The sequence below is a fragment of the Geodermatophilus sp. SYSU D00779 genome, from assembly GCF_054050595.1.
The window spans coordinates 1-15873 of the sequence record NZ_JBJGZQ010000035.1 but is presented as its reverse complement, the minus strand read 5'-3'; the positions used below and the strand labels follow the sequence as shown (position 1 = coordinate 15873).

The following is a 15873-nucleotide window of genomic DNA, read 5'->3' as shown; positions in this document are numbered from 1 at the left end:
TGCGGACGACGTCGCCACCGAGGAGGAACCGGTGACCCTGTACGGGACCCTCGCCCGATCGGACCAGCAGACCCTGCGGCTGTCACCGCTGTGGATGTCCAGCGCACTCGTCGGCCGGACGCGGCTGGAGACCTGGGAGCTGCAGGCGATCTGGGACGCCGTTCGGGCCACGCTGCCGACGACCGCCGGGCTCGGCACCGAGGTGCTCCAGGCGACGCTGGACGATCCCGACCTCGTGGCGGCGTACGAGCGGGACGGCCGCCCCGTCACCACCGGCCTGCTCGCGGCGGCGACGGTGTCGGCCGGGCTCGGCGCTGGTGCCGCGAGCTCGATGAGATCTGCTCTGCTCGCCGTCGGCGACGGGGTCGCGCGGGCGCGGGGGCCGTTCGGTCGCTCCATCAGCCGCCAGGATGCCGACACGCTCGAGCTGCTGGCCGAGATCATGGACCTGAGTGACGCGGACCCGCACCGCCTGTTCGCGTTCGTCTGATCCCTCACGGCGCCACTGGACAGCCGCCAGGACCGGCTCAGTCGGATGTGGCTGGGGGCTCGGGGTGGTCACGGGGTCCCAGCCCTGTTCGGATCGACTCAGCGTGCAAGGGACGCCGCGGTGCAGCTGTCCCTGTGCCACGCCGAGTGCGTGGTCCGACAACCTCCGGTGGGCCACCGGAGAGCAGCTGGACAGGTGGCCGTCGCCGGGGACGGGGTCGGGGAGGTCGACGACAGCGAGGACCTCGGGGCGGCCGGAGAGGGCGATGTGCAGGTCCCGCCCATGGGGAGGCCACGGGCCGGGGCGGCCGACGACCGGACTCGAGGGTGACCGTGCTCAGAACAGCGGCGACAACTCGAACTCTCGGGGTCAGGGCTGTTCCACCCTGTGCAGCCACACCGCGGAGGTGGCAACCGGGCGGCCGCCGACCGCATCGACCTGTGCCGACCCCGCTGCGGCGCACGATCGGTGCCAAGGTGTGGGGTCGACGTGGCGACGGTGCCGTTGACCTCGCCACTCCCCGTACCCCGAGGAGCAGGTCATGGTCGTGCTTCACACCGCGATAGCCATCGCCGTCATCGTCGCGCTCATCATCAAGGTCAAGGTCGACCCGGTGATCTCGCTGATCATCGGGTCGCTCTATCTCGGCCTCGCGACCGGTGTCGGCTTCACGGCGACGCTGACGGCGATCGCCACCGGCTTCGGCGAGATCATGGGCGAGGTCGGCCTGCTCATCGGCTTCGGCGTGCTCATCGGGGCGATGCTGCATGCGATCGGCGCCTTCCGGAAGATGGTGACGATGCTCGTCGAGCGAGTCGGCGCGCACCGGCTCCCGTATGCGATGACGGCGGCGATGTCGACGATCTTCCCCTCGATCTACGTGGACGTGCAGGTCGTGCTGGCTTCTCCGGTGGCGCGTTCGACCGCACCGTTCATCGGCCGGACGGGCTTGCCGCACATGTCCGGTGCGCTGGGGACCGGGATCTTCGCCGGCTACGTCTTCGTGATCCCGGGACTGGCCGCGGTCTCCATCGCGGGCCTGCTCGAGATCCCGCTCGGCACCTGGCTGATCTACGGCCTCGTGCTGGGGCCGTTGACCGCGATCGTCACGACGCTGGTCTTCCGGTTGCTCCTGCGTGGCCGCTACTGGAACGAGGCCAGGGACGAGCACGTCGACGAGGCGATGGTCGAGCAGGAGACCACCGAGCTGGTCGAGGACGACAGCGCGACGCCCCCGCTGCTCGTCTGCCTGCTGCCCATCCTGGTGCCGCTCGTGTTGATCGCGTTCGGTGCCTTCGCCGAGCTGTTGGGGTTCTCCAACGACTTCATCGCCTTCCTCGGCGACGCCAACTTCGCGCTCTTCGTCGGCCTGGTCGGTGCCTATGTGCTCTGCCGGCGCACCCTGGGCTCGGAGGGCACGGACACGGCGATGAGCGAGGGCTTCCACACCACCGGCGCGATCCTCCTCATCACCGGTATCGGTGGGTCCCTGGGTGCCGTCATCGGGGAGACCGGGCTCGACACGATCCTGGCTGACCTCTTCACCGCCGACGCGGGGGCACCGGTCATCCTCAGCATCCTGCTCGCCTGGTTCATCGCGGCGGTGCTGCACCTGGCGATCGGATCGGTGTCGGTGGCGGCCATCACAGCCGCGGGGATCATCGGCCCGGTGCTCGGGTCGATCAACGTCTCGCCGCTCGTCATCGGCCTGGCCATCGCCTCGGGCGCGATGTTCGCGCTCCAGGTCAACAGCAACTTCTTCTGGATGTACAAGTCGCTGCTGGGACTGTCGACCCAGGGCACCTTCAAGACCCTGACGATGGTCACCTCCGTCGCTTCGGTCGTGTCGCTGCCGATGGTCATGGCGGTGGCGCTCATCGCGTAGGCGGCGCGGAGTTGTGACCCGGGACCGGCGCAGCCGACCCGGGCTGACGTGCCGCCTCAGGATCGGGGATGGTCCTGCTGGACCTCACGGTCGGGGAGGTCCTCGACGGTCACGGGCGCGGGGGTGGCGGGTCCGAAGACCCTCGTGGCGGCCGCGATCGTGCCCTTCAGGACGTGCTGCATGTAGTTCGCGGCGGCCATGGGACCCAGGCCGAAGGGCAACAGCCCGGCGAGGAGCGGCGGTCCGACCGCCAGCGCCCATGCCCGGAGGATCTCCGACTGCGAGGCGGCGATCTCCTGCCGATCCTTGGCCGTCAGCGCCGCCAGGGCGTCGTACGCAGCGGGCTGCCCCAGCAGGGACGCGTGGGGGCCGAGGATCGCCTCGGGACGGATCCGGCCGGTCTTGTCGAGCCTGACCGCGCCGTCGGTGAGGACCAGCAGGACGGCGATACGGGTCAGTTCGGGGTCGGTGAGGTCCCTGTCGTGGAGCAGTCCGACCTTGATGGCCGCGCTCACCGCCTCCTTGAGGACCTCCCTCAACGCGACCGGGAGTGCGGCGGCCGAGATGACCGTGCCGTAGCCGGGGAGGATCGACGGCAGGGAGTAGGAGACCGCTCGGGCCGCCCTGATCCGATTGCCGCGTGTCACCTGGCCGACCAGGTCTCCCGGTGCGACCAGGGGCTTGCCCGCACGGGCCTTGTCGACGACCTGCTGGGCCTCCTCGAGTGAGGGTTGGAGAGTCCGGTTGATCAGTGCCATCGCACGCTCGACGGTGGACTCGATGTCGAACTCCGGCTTGGGGAAGGTGAAACCGCTGGTCATGTCGGTCTCCTGTCCGTTGGCGACTCACGGAGGATGCCAGCGGGCCGCTCCGGAAGGGGGACAACAGCGTCCGACCGTCGGCCGGGTCACCGACTGCTACGAAGCCCCGGTCGGCGTCGCGGTCGTCACCGTGCTGCCGATCGGTCCGCGCAGGCCGTCCGATGAGGGCCGCTGCTCGACGCCGGTCCGGCGGTCCGGGGACGTCCGGATCGAGCAGCTGCCGCGCCCGCGGGGAGCCGGGGCGACGTCCGGATCCGGGATCTCGGGCACACGCTGTCGCCGAGGACCGAACGTGGACGCCATCGACGCGAGGTGTGGCCTGGAGCCGCCCCCAGGGGCAGCGAGGTGGAGGGCGGTCGGTCGCTGGGGCGACCGTCCACGACCGACGAACCACCATCGGCGTCAGACGCCCACCAGCAGGGGCCGACGAGCTGCTCGAGGGTCGACCTGCCGTCCACCACCGGCCAACGGTCGCCGATGGCAGCAGGACCAACTCGCAGGGTCGGCTCTCCCGGCGCCGATGGCCGTAGCTCAGCAGGGGTGCTGTACGTCGAGGAGCGACCCCGGTCCCCGTCGTCAGGCGGCAGACCCGCGCACCGGCCCCACCTAGCGTCGCTGAGCGACGGCGACCCGCGAGGGCGTCGAGCCGACCAGCGAGGGGACGGACCGAGATGTCGCGCAGGAGACTCACCACGGTGGCGCTCATCGCCGTCGTGTGGACCGCGATGCTGTCCCTCGGCGGTGTCGCCGCGGAGACCGTGATGCTGTACCCGAACATCTTCGGGGACCCACCTGCGTCGCTGGATCGGGCACGGGAGTTCCTCGTCGCCGGAGGCCCCAGCGACTACTTCCCGCCCCTGGGGGCCGCAGTGGTGGTCAGCGGCCTGGCTGCGACCGTGTTGACGTGGCGGGATCCGCGGCTGCGGTGGTGGATCGTCGGCGCTGCCGCTGTCTTCATCGCCTGCGACTTCGTGTTCTCGGTGCTGTTCTTCTGGCCGCGGAACGAGATCATGTTCATCGACCCGGTCGGCACCCACACGCCGGAGCACCTGCGTCAGGTCGCCGGCGAGTTCGTCGCCGGCCACTGGGTGCGCCTGGCCGGCGGCGCGGTGACCGCCGCCCTGACCTTCACCGCGCTGCTGCGCTGGGTCCGCGCCACCGCCTCCGTCCCGGACCCGGCCGAGCCGGTCGGTGCCGGCCGGTGACCGCTGTCGTGACCGTGCTGCCCTGCCGCACCGGGCCCGCGGTCCACGCCACGCACGGCACCACCCGGCCCATCCCCGCGGGCCGAGGCGACCACAGAGCACGAGTGCCTCGGGGAAGACCGACATGCGCGACGGAGCCGGGGGACTGCGGGCGTGCGCGGTGCGCGCGGTCGCCGCCCGCGCCCCCCGCTGTGCGGGCGGAGAGCTGCGGGAGCTCGGCGGCGCGGTGCCGCACTCGAGGCCGACGCGCTCCTACCGCCGGTCTGCCCGGTCCGCCACGGCACCGTCATCGCACGCGGACCGAGAGCACCACCGTGCAGGAGGGGCGGCTGCAGGTGGTCGTCGGCCGCGGCACTCGCGTGCTCAGCGCGGGCGAGACGGTGGCGGTTCCCCCCACGGTGACCCACGGCTTCTCCGACCCCTTCGACGAGCCGGCGCGGATCCGCATGCGGGAGACCTCCGCCGGGCCCCTCGAAGAACGGTTCCGTGCGCTCGCCGGCAGCGGGCGGATCCCGCCGATCGGGGTGCTCGCCACGATCAACGTGCGCCACCGCCTGTCCTTTCGCCGTCCACGGGGTCCCGGACCTGGTGCAGGAACCGCTGTGGCGACTGTTGGCGCGGGTCCACCGAGTCCGCCTCCGGCTGTCGTCGCCGGCTCGACGGTGAGGGTCTCCTCGGAGCGATCGCCGCGTCGACGCGCGGGGATGTCCGCCGACCCGTCCGGCTCCCTACCCTGACGCCGTGCCCGACTCCAGGGACGTGTCCGCGCACAGAGGCGAGGTCCACCGACGCCGGGCCGACCTGCTGCTCGCGCTGACGCAGACCCTCACCGTGGCGCTGGTCATCGCCGCCGATCTGGAGGGGACCGGCCGGGCCACCCCCGGCGCCTACCTGTTCGCCGTCGGGTTCGGCGCCCTGGTCCTGGTGGGCCGCCGCGCCCCCCGCCTCGTCCTGGCGCTGACCGTGTTCTGCGTCTTCGCCTACTACGCCCTCGGCTTCCCGCCGATCGGCATCGCCCTACCGGCCGTCGCCGCGCTCTACCGGGCGGCCGACGTCGGTGCCCTCCGCTGGGCGGTCGGCGCGGGGACGGTGCTGGTCGCCGTGGCCGCCTGGGCCCGGGTCGCCGAGGGGCTGCCCACCACGTACCTGCTCAGCTACGAGTTGTTCACCAACGTGGCGCTCGTTGCCGCGGCGATCGCTCTCGGCGTGAGCGTCCGTGCCCGGCGGCAGGCCCGGTTCTCCCAGCAGCGGCTGCGGGCGCTGGCGGCCGCTGAACAGGCTCGCGAGGCCGAGGGCCGGCTGCAGGCCGAGCGCGTGCGCATCGCCCAGGACCTGCACGACTCCGTCGGCCATGCCATGTCGGTGATCGCCCTGCACGGCAACGTCGCTGCCGAGGCCATCGGCTGGGACGACGAGGTGGCCCGGCGGGCGGTCCAGCAGATCGGCGAAGCGACCTCCACCCAGCTGCGGGAGTTGCGGGCCACCGTGAAGCTCCTCCGTTCCCCGACGGGCGACGCCGAACGGGGAGCGGTGAGCCTCTCCGGGCTCGGGCGCCTGGCGGACGCCGCCCGGGAGGCCGGGGTCGTGGTGGATCTCGACGTCACCGTCGGAGAGGGGTGTCTCGACGGTGCCATCGAGGCGGCCGCCTACCGGATCGTGCAGGAGTCGCTCACCAACGTGATCCGGCACTCCGGAGCCGCCCGTGCGGCGGTCACCGTCGGCGTCCGTGGCGACCAGCTGGAGCTGGTGGTCGCCGACGACGGTCCGGGAGGTCGCCCGGTTGTGCCGTCGTCATCGGGGAGTGGTCACGGCCTGGTCGGCATGCGGGAGCGGGCCGTCGTGCTCGGTGGGCAGCTCACTGCCGGGCGCGGCGGAGCCGGCGGCTTCCTGGTGTGCGCGACGCTGCCGGTGAGGTTGGACCCGTGATCCGGATCGTGCTGGTCGACGACCAGGAGCTCGTGCGTGCAGGGCTGCGGACCCTCGCCGAGCGCGACGGCGACATCACCGTCGTCGGCGAGGCCGGCACCGGTCGCGCGGGCCTGGCACGCATCCGCGAACTGCGCCCCGATGTCGTCCTCATGGACGTCCGCATGCCGGAGATGGACGGCCTCCAGGCGACGCGCGAGGTCGTGGCGGACCCGCGGTTGAGAGACGTCCGTGTGCTGGTGCTCACCACCTTCGACGAGGACGAGCACGTGTTCGAGGCCATCCGTGCCGGCGCGGCCGGTTACCTCCTCAAGGACGTCTCACCGACGGACCTGCGCCAGGGGATCCGCGTGGTGGCCGCGGGCGAGTCGCTGCTGTCACCCTCGGTCACCCGGACGGTGCTGCGGTCCCTGGCCGACCGGCTGCAGGCCGCGGTGGACGACACGCCGCTGCAGGCGCTCACCGAGCGGGAGAGGGAGGTGCTCGCCCTCGTGGGTCGGGGTCTGTCCAACCAGGAGATCGCCCAGGAGCTGTTCCTCTCCCCGGCAACGGCACGCACCTACGTCTCCCGACTGCTGACCAGACTCGACGCCCGCGACCGCGCCCGCTTGGTCGTGCTCGCCTACGAGACCGGGCTGGTCATCCCGGGGACGTGAGTCCGCGCCGGCCGGCCGGGCGCCAGGTGTACCGACCGGGGAGGTGATCCGGGGGAGAAGCGCTGAGTCAGGCGCCGGACGACGCCCGGGTCACCCGTTCTCGCTGGTGGCCCGCTTGGCGCGGCTGGGCTGCACCCGCATCGGCTCGCCCGGCATCTTCGGGGAGCGGTACCCGGAAGCGCTGTCCAGAGTGGCAATACTGCAGGTCGGGGACGAGCGCGGACAGGTGGGTCGTCGGGCGAGTTCTCGCGCCCGGAAGCCGCTCGGATGCCGTCCCGCGCCCCTCCCGGTCCTGATCCCCGCCCCGCCGTCGAGCCGGTCACCCATCCGTCCGGTGCGAGGCGTGGAGAGGGGGTCACCGGCCACGGGCCTCTCCGCCGTGTCCGAGGAGGAGCACAGCGCGTCCACACATGCCGGTGCCGGCACGGAGGTGCCGGTCAGCCGTAGACGTCGGCGCGGTGCGAGATGCGCACGACCCTGACGAGGACCTCGTCGTCGTGGATCGAGTAGATGACGCGGTACTGGCCCCGTCGCGCGGACCAGTAGCCCTCGAGCTCGAAGCGCAGCGGCCTCCCGGCGCGGTACGGGTCCGCAGCCAGCGGCCCGTAGAGGAAGTCGACGACGGCGACAGCCACCGGCTCGGGGAGGTCCCGCTCGATGGCCCGCTTGGCCGCCGCCGAGAGGACGACGGTGTGGCGACGAGGGCCGGTCACCGCCGGCGGGCCGCGAGTGCGGCCCGCACCTCGGCCTCGCCGTAGACCTCACCGGCGGCCATCGATTCCTCGGCCTGCCTGATGTCCGAGCGCGCTCGGGGATCGGAGAGGATCTCCAAGGTCTCCATCAGGGACTCGTAGTCCTCGACGGCGAGGATGACCGCGACCGGACTGCCGTTCCTGGTCACGGTGACGCGCTCGTGCGTGCCGGCGACCTCGTCGATCACCTGGCTGAAGTGCGCCTTGACCGCCGCCAGCGACCGGATCGTCATGACCTCAATCATGGTCAACGGTCAGCTGCGGTCAAGGAGCTCGGCTGGGGTCGCCGGGGATGCGGTGTGGCTGGAACCTCGCAACCGGTGGATCGACGACGGTCGTGATCCAGCCACCTGGTGCGACGTGGAGGCTCCCGGTCCGCAGGCCGTCCTCGCCGAGGGTCGCCTGCAGTGCTCGCGTCCACGCCTCGTCGTCGGGGTCGATCGTTGCTGCACCCGGACGCGCGAACGCGATGGCGGTGTGAGCTGGCTCGTACGAGGGACCCTCGGCGAGGAGCGTGCCGCGGAGTTGGCGGACGAGGTTGACCGCGGGTGGCTCGGGTCGCGGACGCCGCCGGTCGAGGTCAGGACCTGCCCGAGCCCGTGACCGTAGGATCCAGAAGAGGGACACTGTCCGCCCGTCGACAACGGGCTCTGACAGCACCTCCGACCACCACGGACTCAGTTCGGCGGCGGTGGCGATGGGGACGGGTCAACGGCGAAGCGGTGACCTGCCGGCAGGTTCGTGCCATTCACCGACGCCCCAGGACGTCGCCCACAACCGACGGCTCGGACCGATCAGGCGAGTGGCCGGCGCCCTGACTCGTGAGACGACGGAGCCCACCTGCAGTCATCGGGCCGGCGAGCCACGTGCTGCTACGCCAGCAGTGACACCGCCGCCATCCGTTGCAGGTGCCCGACGTAGGTCTCGAACGTCCAGCCCCATGTGCCCACCAGGCGCTGGTAGAGCGTCGGATCGATCAGGACGTCGGCGATGGCGGCAGCTTGTTCGGGCTCGAGTCCCGGCGGCAGCCCGCCGAGGTCGGCGACGCGGCCGACGACATCTCGGGCGCCCTCGGCCCGCTGGTCGTCGGTCGTGGCAAGGAGGGTCGCAGCCTCGGGGTCGGCGTCGGCCGCCACGACGAGGACGTGGTAGAGGGTGGCGAGCCGCTGGTTGATGGCGGCGTTCATCGCCATCCATGCGGCGAGCAGTTCGGCAGGGTCCTCGCCCTGCATCATCCGCTGCACCTCCGGCCGGTCCGCGATGGCCACCGGTTCCTCGTCGCCGGCCAGCGTCCAGTCGAAGGCGAGCTTCAGTACGGCGGCCTTCGCGCCGACCGAGGTGAAGACGGTCCTGCGGCTGACACCTGCACGCTCCGCGATGGCGTCGATCGTGGTCGGGACATAGCCGCTCTCGACGAACAGCGCGGCTCCGGCGTCGACGATCCTCCGGCGCGTGGCCCGCGACTGCTCATTGCGCAGGGCGGAGCGGTACGGGCGGCCGCCGGCCGTCATGCGTGTAGCTCCGCGAGCCCCGTCGGCCGACTTGACAACACTGGTAGTGTAATGAACACATCTAGAGTGTATCGGGTGATGGGACCATGGATGTTCTCATCGTCGGTGCCGGGCCCACGGGCCTGACCCTCGGCGCGGCTCTCGCCCGGCGCGGCCATCGGGTCGTGGCCGTCGACAGGGACCCCGGTCCTGCACCTGACGGCTCGTGGCGGCGCCGGGGTGTGATGCAGTTCCAGCAGGCGCACGGGTTCCGCCCGCAGGTGCGCGACCTGCTGCTCGCCGAGTGGCCCGAGGCCTGGCACGCGTGGCTCGACCTCGGCGCGGAACCGATCGACCTGCCCGCCCCCGGCGCCTCGGCTCCAGCGGTCGGGGTGCGGTCCCGCCGCGTCACCTACGAGAGAGCCCTCCGCCTGGCGGCAGCAGAGGCCTACGGGCTGACCGTCGCGGTCGGCCACGTCGACGGCCTCGCCGAGCGGGGCGGTCGGGTCGTGGGTGCAGTCGTGGACGGATCGACTGTGCGCGCCGACCTGGTCGTCGACGCGAGCGGCCGCCTCTCCCGGCTGACGCCCCCGCAGATCCGCCGGGACGTCGGCATGGCCTATGTATCCCGGACCTACCGCCGGCACCCGAGCGCGACGCCGGGTGCACCGGCCACGCCGTTCGCGTGGAGCGCCCAGTTCCACGGGTACGACAGCTACGCCTTCCCCCACGAACACGGCCACGTCTCGATCGTGATCATCCGGCCCAGCGCCGACGCCGGCCTGGGCGCCCTGCGTCACCCGGCCGCCTTCGAGGCCGCCTGCCGGGCGATCCCCGGGCTGGCCGAATGGACCGACGCCAGCGTCGCCACGCCCACCAGCGGCGTCATCGTCGGTGGTGGATTGCTCAACACCTACCGGCGGCAGCTCGGTCGGCCCGGTCTGGTCGCCGTCGGTGACGCAGTCGCGACCACGGCGCCCACGGCCGGCCGAGGGCTCGCCATGGCCAGCATGCAGATCGGCGCACTCCTGCAGCTGCTCGACACCGGCGCCGACCCCGCCACCATCGCGGCTCCGTTCGGCGCTTGGTGCGACACGTGGATCCTCCCGTGGGTCGAGGACCACCTCGCCTTCGACGCCGAGGCGGTACGCCGCTGGCAGGGTCACGACCTCGACCTCAGTCAGCCCCTGACCTCGGCCGCCATCGTCGCCGCTGGTCAGGCCGACTCCCGGATCGAACCCCGCGTCGCCGGCTTCCTGGCGATGACCGCGTTGCCGGCGTCGCTAACTGCCGCCGAGCCGCTGGCCCGCGCCGTCTACGGGACCGGCTGGCGTCAGCCGACGGCTGAGGGCCCAACGCGCGACGAACTCGTCTCGATCGCCGAGTGGGCGCGAGCCAGCTCGGGTGCTCGGCTCGAGACATTGGTGGCGCCGATCCCCAGCTACCTCGAGAGGAGCGCATCATGAACGGCCGCCCTCCTCCGATCGCGACGCTGTCGGCGGGCGAGGCGGTGCAGGCGGTCGACGCCACGGCGGTCGTCGAGCAGGGCGTCGACGACCAGCTCGGCACGCATGTGGTCGGCGATCGACCACCCGACAACGGTGCGACTGAAGACGTCGAGGACCGCGGCGCAGTAGACCTTGCCCTCGGCGGTGGGGTGCTCGGTGATGTCGGTGACCCCCAGCCGGTCGGGGCCTCGGCGATGAAGCGGCGCTGCACCAGGTCGTCGTGCACGGCCGGCGCCGGGCCCGCTCGGCGGTGTTTGCGCCGGGCGCAGACGCCGGCCAGGCCGGCGGTGCGCATCAGCCGGACCACCCGCTTGCGCCCGCAGGTCAGTCCCAGCCCCAGCCGGAGCTCGACGTGCACCCGCGGGGCGCCGTAGGTGCCGCGGGAGGCCTGGTGCACCTCGGTGATCGTGACGGTCAGCTGCTCGTCGGCCACCTGGCGGGCACTGGGTGCCCGGCCGCGCCACTCGTAGAAGCCCGATCGCGACACCCGCAGCACCCGGCAGGCCACCGCGACGTCGATGCCGTCAGCGGCGAGCTCGTGGACCAGCCGGTAGATCATTTTGGGCCGGGGAAGGCCTCCCGGGCGAAGTAGGCGCTGGCCCGCTTGAGGATCTCGATCGCCTGCACCCGGTTCTCCCGGCGCAGCCGGACCAGCTCGGTCCGCTCATCGGTGCTCAGCCCCTCGGCGCGACCTGAGTCGATGTCGTCCTGCTTCAGCCACCGCCGCAGGCACGACTCCGCGATGTCCAGGTCGCGGGCGATCTCGGCGATCGGCCTCTCCCGCCGCCGGGCCAGCTCCACGGCTCGACGGCGGAACTCCGGCGGCTTGGCTGCGGGCATCCAGGACTCCTCTCCCGAGGCGATCATCACCTCAGGTCAGGTGTCCGGGAAACCGGGCCAGGCTCCCCCCCATCACCGGCCGTACGCGAGACCGGTGCCGTTTGCCATGCCAGCCGCCTGGTCGGGCGGTGCACCGCGGCTCAAGCCTCCGCGGAGATCCGCAGGTCACGCTGCAGCGCCGGGACTCACCGTTCTGATGACGAGGCGCACGAGTTGCGTACGCCCCCGTTCACAGCGGTCAACTCGCGACGTCCGCGGCAGCGTCGTCACCCAGCGTGAGGTGCCCCATGCTGGCGTCCTGCGCCACGCAGATCGTGATCGGGTGCTCCGGGCCCAGCACTCGGCGGCAGCGCTGCAAGGTGGTCTGGCCCAGGGCGCGGGCCAGCTCGGCCTCGCCAACCTGGCCCAGGGCGACGGTCAGGCCGGCGGCCGCTACCAGGGTGAGCGGGTGGTCCGGGCCGCGCACGCGGCGGCAGCGCTGCAGGGCGTCTTCGCCCAGGGCGCGGGCCGGCTCGGCCTCGCCGAGCTCGGCCAGCGCAAGGGTGAGGCCGGCCACGGCTGAGAGGACGGCGGCGTGGTCGGGGCCGAGCACGCGGCGGCAGCGCCGCAGGGTGTCCTCGCCCAGGGCGCGGGCCGGCTCGGCCGCGCCGAGCTGGGCCAGCGCGAGGGTGAGGCCACCCGCCGCCAACAAGGTGTTTGAGTGGTCGGGGCCGAGCACCCGGCGACAGCGCCGCAGAGTGGTCTGGCCCAGGGCGCGGGCGAGCTCGACTTGACCGAGCTGGTTGAGAGCGGCGATGAGGGCAGTGGCCGATACCAGGGTGGTCGGGTGGTCGGCGCCGAGCACCCGGCGACAGCGCTGCAGGGTGTCCTCACCGAGCGCGCGGGCTGGCTCGGCCGCGCCTAGTTGGGCCAGGGCGCCGGTGAGGGCGGCCGCCGCCCACAGGGTGGTCGCGTGGTCGGGGCCGAGCACTCGGCGGCAGCGCTGCAGCGTGTCCTGACCCAGAGCGCGGGCCGGCGCCGCCTCACCTACCGAGCGCAGGGTGAGGATGAGGGTGCTCGCGGCGGCCAGGGTGTCGGAGTGGTCGGGGCCGAGGACGGACCGCCAGCGATCGAAGAGCGGTTCACAAACAGCCCGGCTGCCGTGGCAATCACCGCGGGCGTGCAGGTAGCGGATGGTGTCCAGGACGAGGTGCCGGCCGGCAGGATCGTGGTCACTCAGCGGGCCGGTGGCGAGCACGTGCGGGGCCAGCGCCGCGTAGCCGGCCCAGGCGACCGGGTCGTCCGGGTCACCGGGGGCGGCGGCAGCCAGCAGAGCAACCACCCGATGTGCGGTGGCCTGCTGCTGGTCCGGGGACAGCTGGTGGCGGATCGCCGCCTGCACCAGCCGGTGCACCCGGAAGCTGTCGGCCTGGCGGTAGGCCAGGGAGTAACCGACCAGTGCACTGACGGTGTCGGTAAGGGCGTCGGGGTCAGCTGCGGCGACGCGCAGCGGCTCCTTGAGGAGGGCGGCGTGGCCGTGGAACAGGGCCAGGGGAATGGGTTCGGGGGCGAGGAAGGCGGCCAGCTCCAGCAGCTGTACCGCGGCCGGGTCCTGATCGCGGAGTCGCTCCAGGGACAGCGCCCAGGCGGTGTCCAGCCGCCCGGAATAGCCGACGACGTCGCCCCGGGATAGCAGGTCGGCCCGGTGGAAGCGGAACCGGCGCAGATAGTCCGCCGGCGGCAGGTCGGTCTGCTCCAGATAGCCGGCGGCCTGGGCGGCGGCCAGCGGCAGGTCGCCGAGTTCGGCGGCTAGGGCATCGGCCAGCTCCTCGCTCATGGCTGGGATGCGGGCGCGTAGGAGCGCGATCGTCTCGGCCCGGGTGAGCACGTCGACCTCCAGCCGCCCACCGAGAGCCCCCCAGCCGGGGAAGCGGGAGGTGATCAGCACGTGCCCCCCGCCGCCGGGCCGGTAGCCAGCGAGGTCGGCCGGTCGTTCGGCGTTGTCGAAGACCAGCAGCCAGCGGTCGCGGCCGTGCAGCTCAGCCAGCAGCCGGTCGACGGTGTCGGCCACCGTGGGCTCAGGGGTGAGGCCCAGTCGTGCGGCGAGAGCGGTCAGCTGCTCGGGGATGAGCACCGGCTGCTCGGCGTCGATCCACCAGACGAGGTCGTAGTCGGTGGCGAAGCGGTGCGCATACTCGATGGCCAGCTGGGTCTTGCCTACTCCGCCCAGGCCGTAGAGGGCCTGCACCACCAGCGTGTCCTGGCCGGCGCGCAGCCGCCGGCGCAGCTCGGTGAGCATGCCGTCCCGCCCGGTGAACCGCGGATTGCGGGACGGCACCTTCCACACCGCCGGCAGCGCGCCGGCAAACCCCGGTCGGTCGCTGGGTGACGGCTGGGGGAAGGGTGGGGGCCCGGTCGGTCTGGTGCCGGCCAGCCGCCTACGCAGCCGGTCTGCGGCTGCGGCCTCGCCCAGGCCGCTCAAGTCCAGCGGGATCATTGGCGCGTACAGCGGGGGCAGGGCGACCGGCTCGATGAGCACGGGCACGATCCGCCCCGCCGCTCCCGCCTGCTGAACGAAGGCTGCCCGCAGTTCGGCGCCGCCGAAAGCGGAGGAGAAGTAGGCCTCGGAACACACCGCCAGCAGCCGGTCCGCCCGCTCCAGCGCCGCGGCCATCCGGGCGACGAAGTCCTCGCCCGGCGCCCAGTCCCACACGTCCAGCTCGACGGTGTAACCGGCCTCGTGCAGTTGCCAGGCCAGCCATTCGGCCCACGCGGTGTCCCGGCCGGCGTGGCTGATGAAGAAGTCGGTCCGCTTTCCGCTGACGCGCCACGGGGTCGCGTCACGAGCAGCAGCATCCGTTGGGCTACCCAGGATCACGGCTTCCCCCTTGCGCGCGACTAAGGAGATCGAGCGTCGAACCAGCCGCTTGATACGGGGGACTCACCGTTTCCATTACGAGGCGCTAGGGTCCGCAGGCCACGTTCACAGCGGGCGATCCGCGCAGGCGGCAGGCGCATCACCGGTGGGTAGGGAATGGCCGCCGCTGGCACCCTGAGTCAGGTATTGCGTGGCCGGATGTTCCGAGCCGAGCACTTGTTGGCAGCGCTGAAGGGTGTCCTGGCCTAGGGGGCGCGCCGATTCGGCCTCGCCCAGCTGCGTGAAAGTGCGGGTGAGGGCGGCGGCCGCCAGCAGGGTGATCGGGTAGTTCGGGCCGAGTACCCGGCGGCAGCGCGGCAGCGTGTCCTCGCCCAGGGCGCGGGCCGGCTCCGCCTCCCCCAGTGCGACCAGGGCGAGGGTCACGCCGGTCGCCGCCCCCAGGGTGCTGCCGTGGTCGGGGCCGAGCATCCCGCGGCAGCGCCGGAGCGTGTCCTCGCCCAGGGCGCGGACCGGCTCCGCCTCCCCTAGCTGGGCTAGGGCGTGGGTCAGGGCGTTCGCCGTCAACAGGGTGGTGGTGTGGTCGGGGCCGAGCACCGAGCAGCAGCGCTGCAGGGTGTCCTGACCCAGGGTGCGGGCCGGTCCGGCCTGGCCCAGCCCGGTCAGGGCGAGGGCCAGGCCGGTCGCCACCCCTAGGGTGACCCGATGATCCGGGCCGTGCACCCGGCGGCAGCGCCGCAGGGTGTCCTCGCCGAGGATGCAGGCCGGCTCCGCCTCGCCGACCGCGACGCGGATGACGATTAGGGTGGCCGCCGTCATCAGGGTGGTGGTGTGGTCGGGGCCGAGGACCCGGTGGCAGCGCTGCAGGGTGTCCTCGCCGAGGACGCGGGCCGGCTCTACCTCGCCGACCGAGAACAGGGCGAGGATCAGGGTGCTGCCGGCGGCCAGCGTGTCGGGGTGGTCGGGGCCGAGGAGGGCCCCCCAGCGGTCGAGCAGCTGTTCGGCGACGGCCCGGCTGCCGGAGCTGTCGCCGTGGGCGTGCAGATAGCGGGCGGTGTCCAGGACCAGTTGCCGGCCGGCGGAAGAGGAGTCGTCCAGCGGGGCAGTGGCAAGCACGTGCGGCGCGAGCTCGGCGTAAGGAACCCAGTTGACTGGGTCCTCCGGGTCGCCGGGGGAGGTCGCGGCCAGCAGCGTCACCACTCGTTGGGCGGTGGCCTGCTGCTGGTCCGGCGGCAGCTGGTGGCGGATCACCGCCTGCACCAGCCGGTGGAGCTGGAAGCCGTCGGGGGAGCGTCGGGCCAGGGAATAGCTGACCAGCACGCCGATGGTGTCGGCCAGCGCGTCGGGGTCGGCGGCGGCCGCCCGCAGCGGCTCCTCCAGCAACGTGACGTACTCGGTGAACAGGCGGACTGGGATGGGTTCGGGGGCGAGGAAGGCGGCCAGCTC

At 72.5% G+C, this 15873-nt stretch carries 15 protein-coding genes and 1 pseudogene; 7 read left to right on the top strand and 9 right to left on the bottom strand.

Annotation, left to right across the window (positions count from 1 at the left end; all coding sequences use genetic code 11):
• The first annotated feature begins 31 nt into the window (after positions 1 to 31).
• Both ACI79G_RS22090 and ACI79G_RS22085 read left to right on the top strand, forming a co-directional pair.
• Entirely contained in the window at positions 32 to 490 is a 459-nt protein-coding gene (locus ACI79G_RS22090; protein WP_456883187.1) for a hypothetical protein, read from the top strand.
• Between the two features lie 541 nt (positions 491 to 1031).
• Entirely contained in the window at positions 1032 to 2375 is a 1344-nt protein-coding gene (locus ACI79G_RS22085) for a GntP family permease (RefSeq protein ID WP_456883186.1), read from the top strand.
• A 56-nt stretch (positions 2376 to 2431) separates the two neighbouring features.
• On the opposite strand, the gene ACI79G_RS22080 is transcribed toward ACI79G_RS22085, so the two are convergent.
• On the bottom strand, positions 2432 to 3196 hold the full coding sequence (locus ACI79G_RS22080; protein WP_456883185.1) for a hypothetical protein: 765 nt from the start codon (positions 3194 to 3196) through the stop codon (positions 2432 to 2434).
• Between the two features lie 671 nt (positions 3197 to 3867).
• Between ACI79G_RS22080 and ACI79G_RS22075 the strand changes: the two genes are divergently transcribed.
• Genes ACI79G_RS22075 through ACI79G_RS22060 form a run of 4 tightly spaced genes read left to right on the top strand, consistent with a single transcriptional unit; the run spans position 3868 to position 6983 of the window.
• Positions 3868 to 4401, top strand: coding sequence for a DUF1772 domain-containing protein (locus tag ACI79G_RS22075; protein ID WP_456883184.1), 534 nt, complete (start codon positions 3868 to 3870; stop codon positions 4399 to 4401).
• A complete protein-coding gene (locus ACI79G_RS22070; protein ID WP_456883183.1) occupies positions 4398 to 5138 on the top strand; it encodes a cupin domain-containing protein in 741 nt (246 codons plus the stop codon). Before ACI79G_RS22075 ends, ACI79G_RS22070 begins: the two co-directional genes overlap by 4 nt.
• A gap of 4 nt (positions 5139 to 5142) precedes the next feature.
• Positions 5143 to 6327 (top strand): sensor histidine kinase, encoded by a 1185-nt coding sequence (locus tag ACI79G_RS22065; protein WP_456883182.1) that lies wholly within the window; start codon positions 5143 to 5145, stop codon positions 6325 to 6327.
• Positions 6324 to 6983, top strand: a complete 660-nt coding sequence (locus tag ACI79G_RS22060; protein ID WP_456883181.1) for a response regulator — start codon at positions 6324 to 6326, stop codon at positions 6981 to 6983. Before ACI79G_RS22065 ends, ACI79G_RS22060 begins: the two co-directional genes overlap by 4 nt.
• 437 nt (positions 6984 to 7420) lie before the next feature.
• Here the strand turns inward: ACI79G_RS22060 and ACI79G_RS22055 are convergent, their stop codons facing one another.
• The 3 genes from ACI79G_RS22055 to ACI79G_RS22045 form a co-directional block, all read right to left on the bottom strand.
• Positions 7421 to 7696 carry a type II toxin-antitoxin system RelE family toxin gene (locus ACI79G_RS22055; protein ID WP_456883180.1) on the bottom strand — a complete coding sequence of 92 codons (276 nt, stop codon included), beginning with the start codon at positions 7694 to 7696 and terminating at the stop codon, positions 7421 to 7423.
• The gene (locus tag ACI79G_RS22050) at positions 7693 to 7968 is read right to left on the bottom strand and encodes a type II toxin-antitoxin system Phd/YefM family antitoxin (protein WP_456883179.1); all 276 of its coding nucleotides are present in this window, start codon (positions 7966 to 7968) and stop codon (positions 7693 to 7695) included. The genes ACI79G_RS22055 and ACI79G_RS22050 overlap by 4 nt, the downstream gene beginning before the upstream one ends.
• A gap of 639 nt (positions 7969 to 8607) precedes the next feature.
• On the bottom strand, positions 8608 to 9246 hold the full coding sequence (locus ACI79G_RS22045; RefSeq protein WP_456883178.1) for a TetR/AcrR family transcriptional regulator: 639 nt from the start codon (positions 9244 to 9246) through the stop codon (positions 8608 to 8610).
• A gap of 86 nt (positions 9247 to 9332) precedes the next feature.
• Between ACI79G_RS22045 and ACI79G_RS22040 the strand changes: the two genes are divergently transcribed.
• Positions 9333 to 10691: an FAD-dependent oxidoreductase gene (locus ACI79G_RS22040; protein WP_456883177.1), complete on the top strand. Its 1359-nt coding sequence runs from the start codon at positions 9333 to 9335 to the stop codon at positions 10689 to 10691.
• Here the strand turns inward: ACI79G_RS22040 and ACI79G_RS22035 are convergent.
• From ACI79G_RS22035 to fxsT (ACI79G_RS22015), 5 genes and pseudogenes are all read right to left on the bottom strand, one after another.
• Positions 10667 to 10909, bottom strand: coding sequence for a DDE-type integrase/transposase/recombinase (locus ACI79G_RS22035; RefSeq protein ID WP_456883215.1), 243 nt, complete (start codon positions 10907 to 10909; stop codon positions 10667 to 10669). The two genes, ACI79G_RS22040 and ACI79G_RS22035, sit on opposite strands and share 25 nt — an antisense overlap.
• A gap of 89 nt (positions 10910 to 10998) precedes the next feature.
• A pseudogene (locus ACI79G_RS22030) lies at positions 10999 to 11292 on the bottom strand (IS3 family transposase); the annotation flags it as partial.
• A complete protein-coding gene (locus ACI79G_RS22025) occupies positions 11289 to 11573 on the bottom strand; it encodes a transposase (protein WP_456883176.1) in 285 nt (94 codons plus the stop codon). The pseudogene ACI79G_RS22030 and the gene ACI79G_RS22025, both read right to left, overlap by 4 nt.
• 238 nt (positions 11574 to 11811) lie before the next feature.
• A complete protein-coding gene (fxsT, locus tag ACI79G_RS22020; RefSeq protein WP_456883175.1) occupies positions 11812 to 14430 on the bottom strand; it encodes an FxSxx-COOH system tetratricopeptide repeat protein in 2619 nt (872 codons plus the stop codon).
• A gap of 105 nt (positions 14431 to 14535) precedes the next feature.
• Positions 14536 to 15873 (bottom strand): FxSxx-COOH system tetratricopeptide repeat protein (gene fxsT / locus ACI79G_RS22015; protein ID WP_456883174.1); only part of this gene is annotated, 1338 nt, incomplete at its 5' end.

What these genes read in the sequence shown, in the direction of transcription:
- ACI79G_RS22040 (WP_456883177.1), top strand. Translation starts at nt 9,333, where the DNA reads ATGGATGTTCTCATCGTCGGTGCCGGGCCCACGGGCCTGACCCTCGGC.
- ACI79G_RS22085 (WP_456883186.1), top strand. Translation starts at nt 1,032, where the DNA reads ATGGTCGTGCTTCACACCGCGATAGCCATCGCCGTCATCGTCGCGCTC.
- ACI79G_RS22050 (WP_456883179.1), bottom strand. Translation starts at nt 7,968, where the DNA reads ATGACGATCCGGTCGCTGGCGGCGGTCAAGGCGCACTTCAGCCAGGTG.
- ACI79G_RS22045 (WP_456883178.1), bottom strand. Translation starts at nt 9,246, where the DNA reads ATGACGGCCGGCGGCCGCCCGTACCGCTCCGCCCTGCGCAATGAGCAG.
- ACI79G_RS22075 (WP_456883184.1), top strand. Translation starts at nt 3,868, where the DNA reads ATGTCGCGCAGGAGACTCACCACGGTGGCGCTCATCGCCGTCGTGTGG.
- ACI79G_RS22025 (WP_456883176.1), bottom strand. Translation starts at nt 11,573, where the DNA reads ATGCCCGCAGCCAAGCCGCCGGAGTTCCGCCGTCGAGCCGTGGAGCTG.
- ACI79G_RS22080 (WP_456883185.1), bottom strand. Translation starts at nt 3,196, where the DNA reads ATGACCAGCGGTTTCACCTTCCCCAAGCCGGAGTTCGACATCGAGTCC.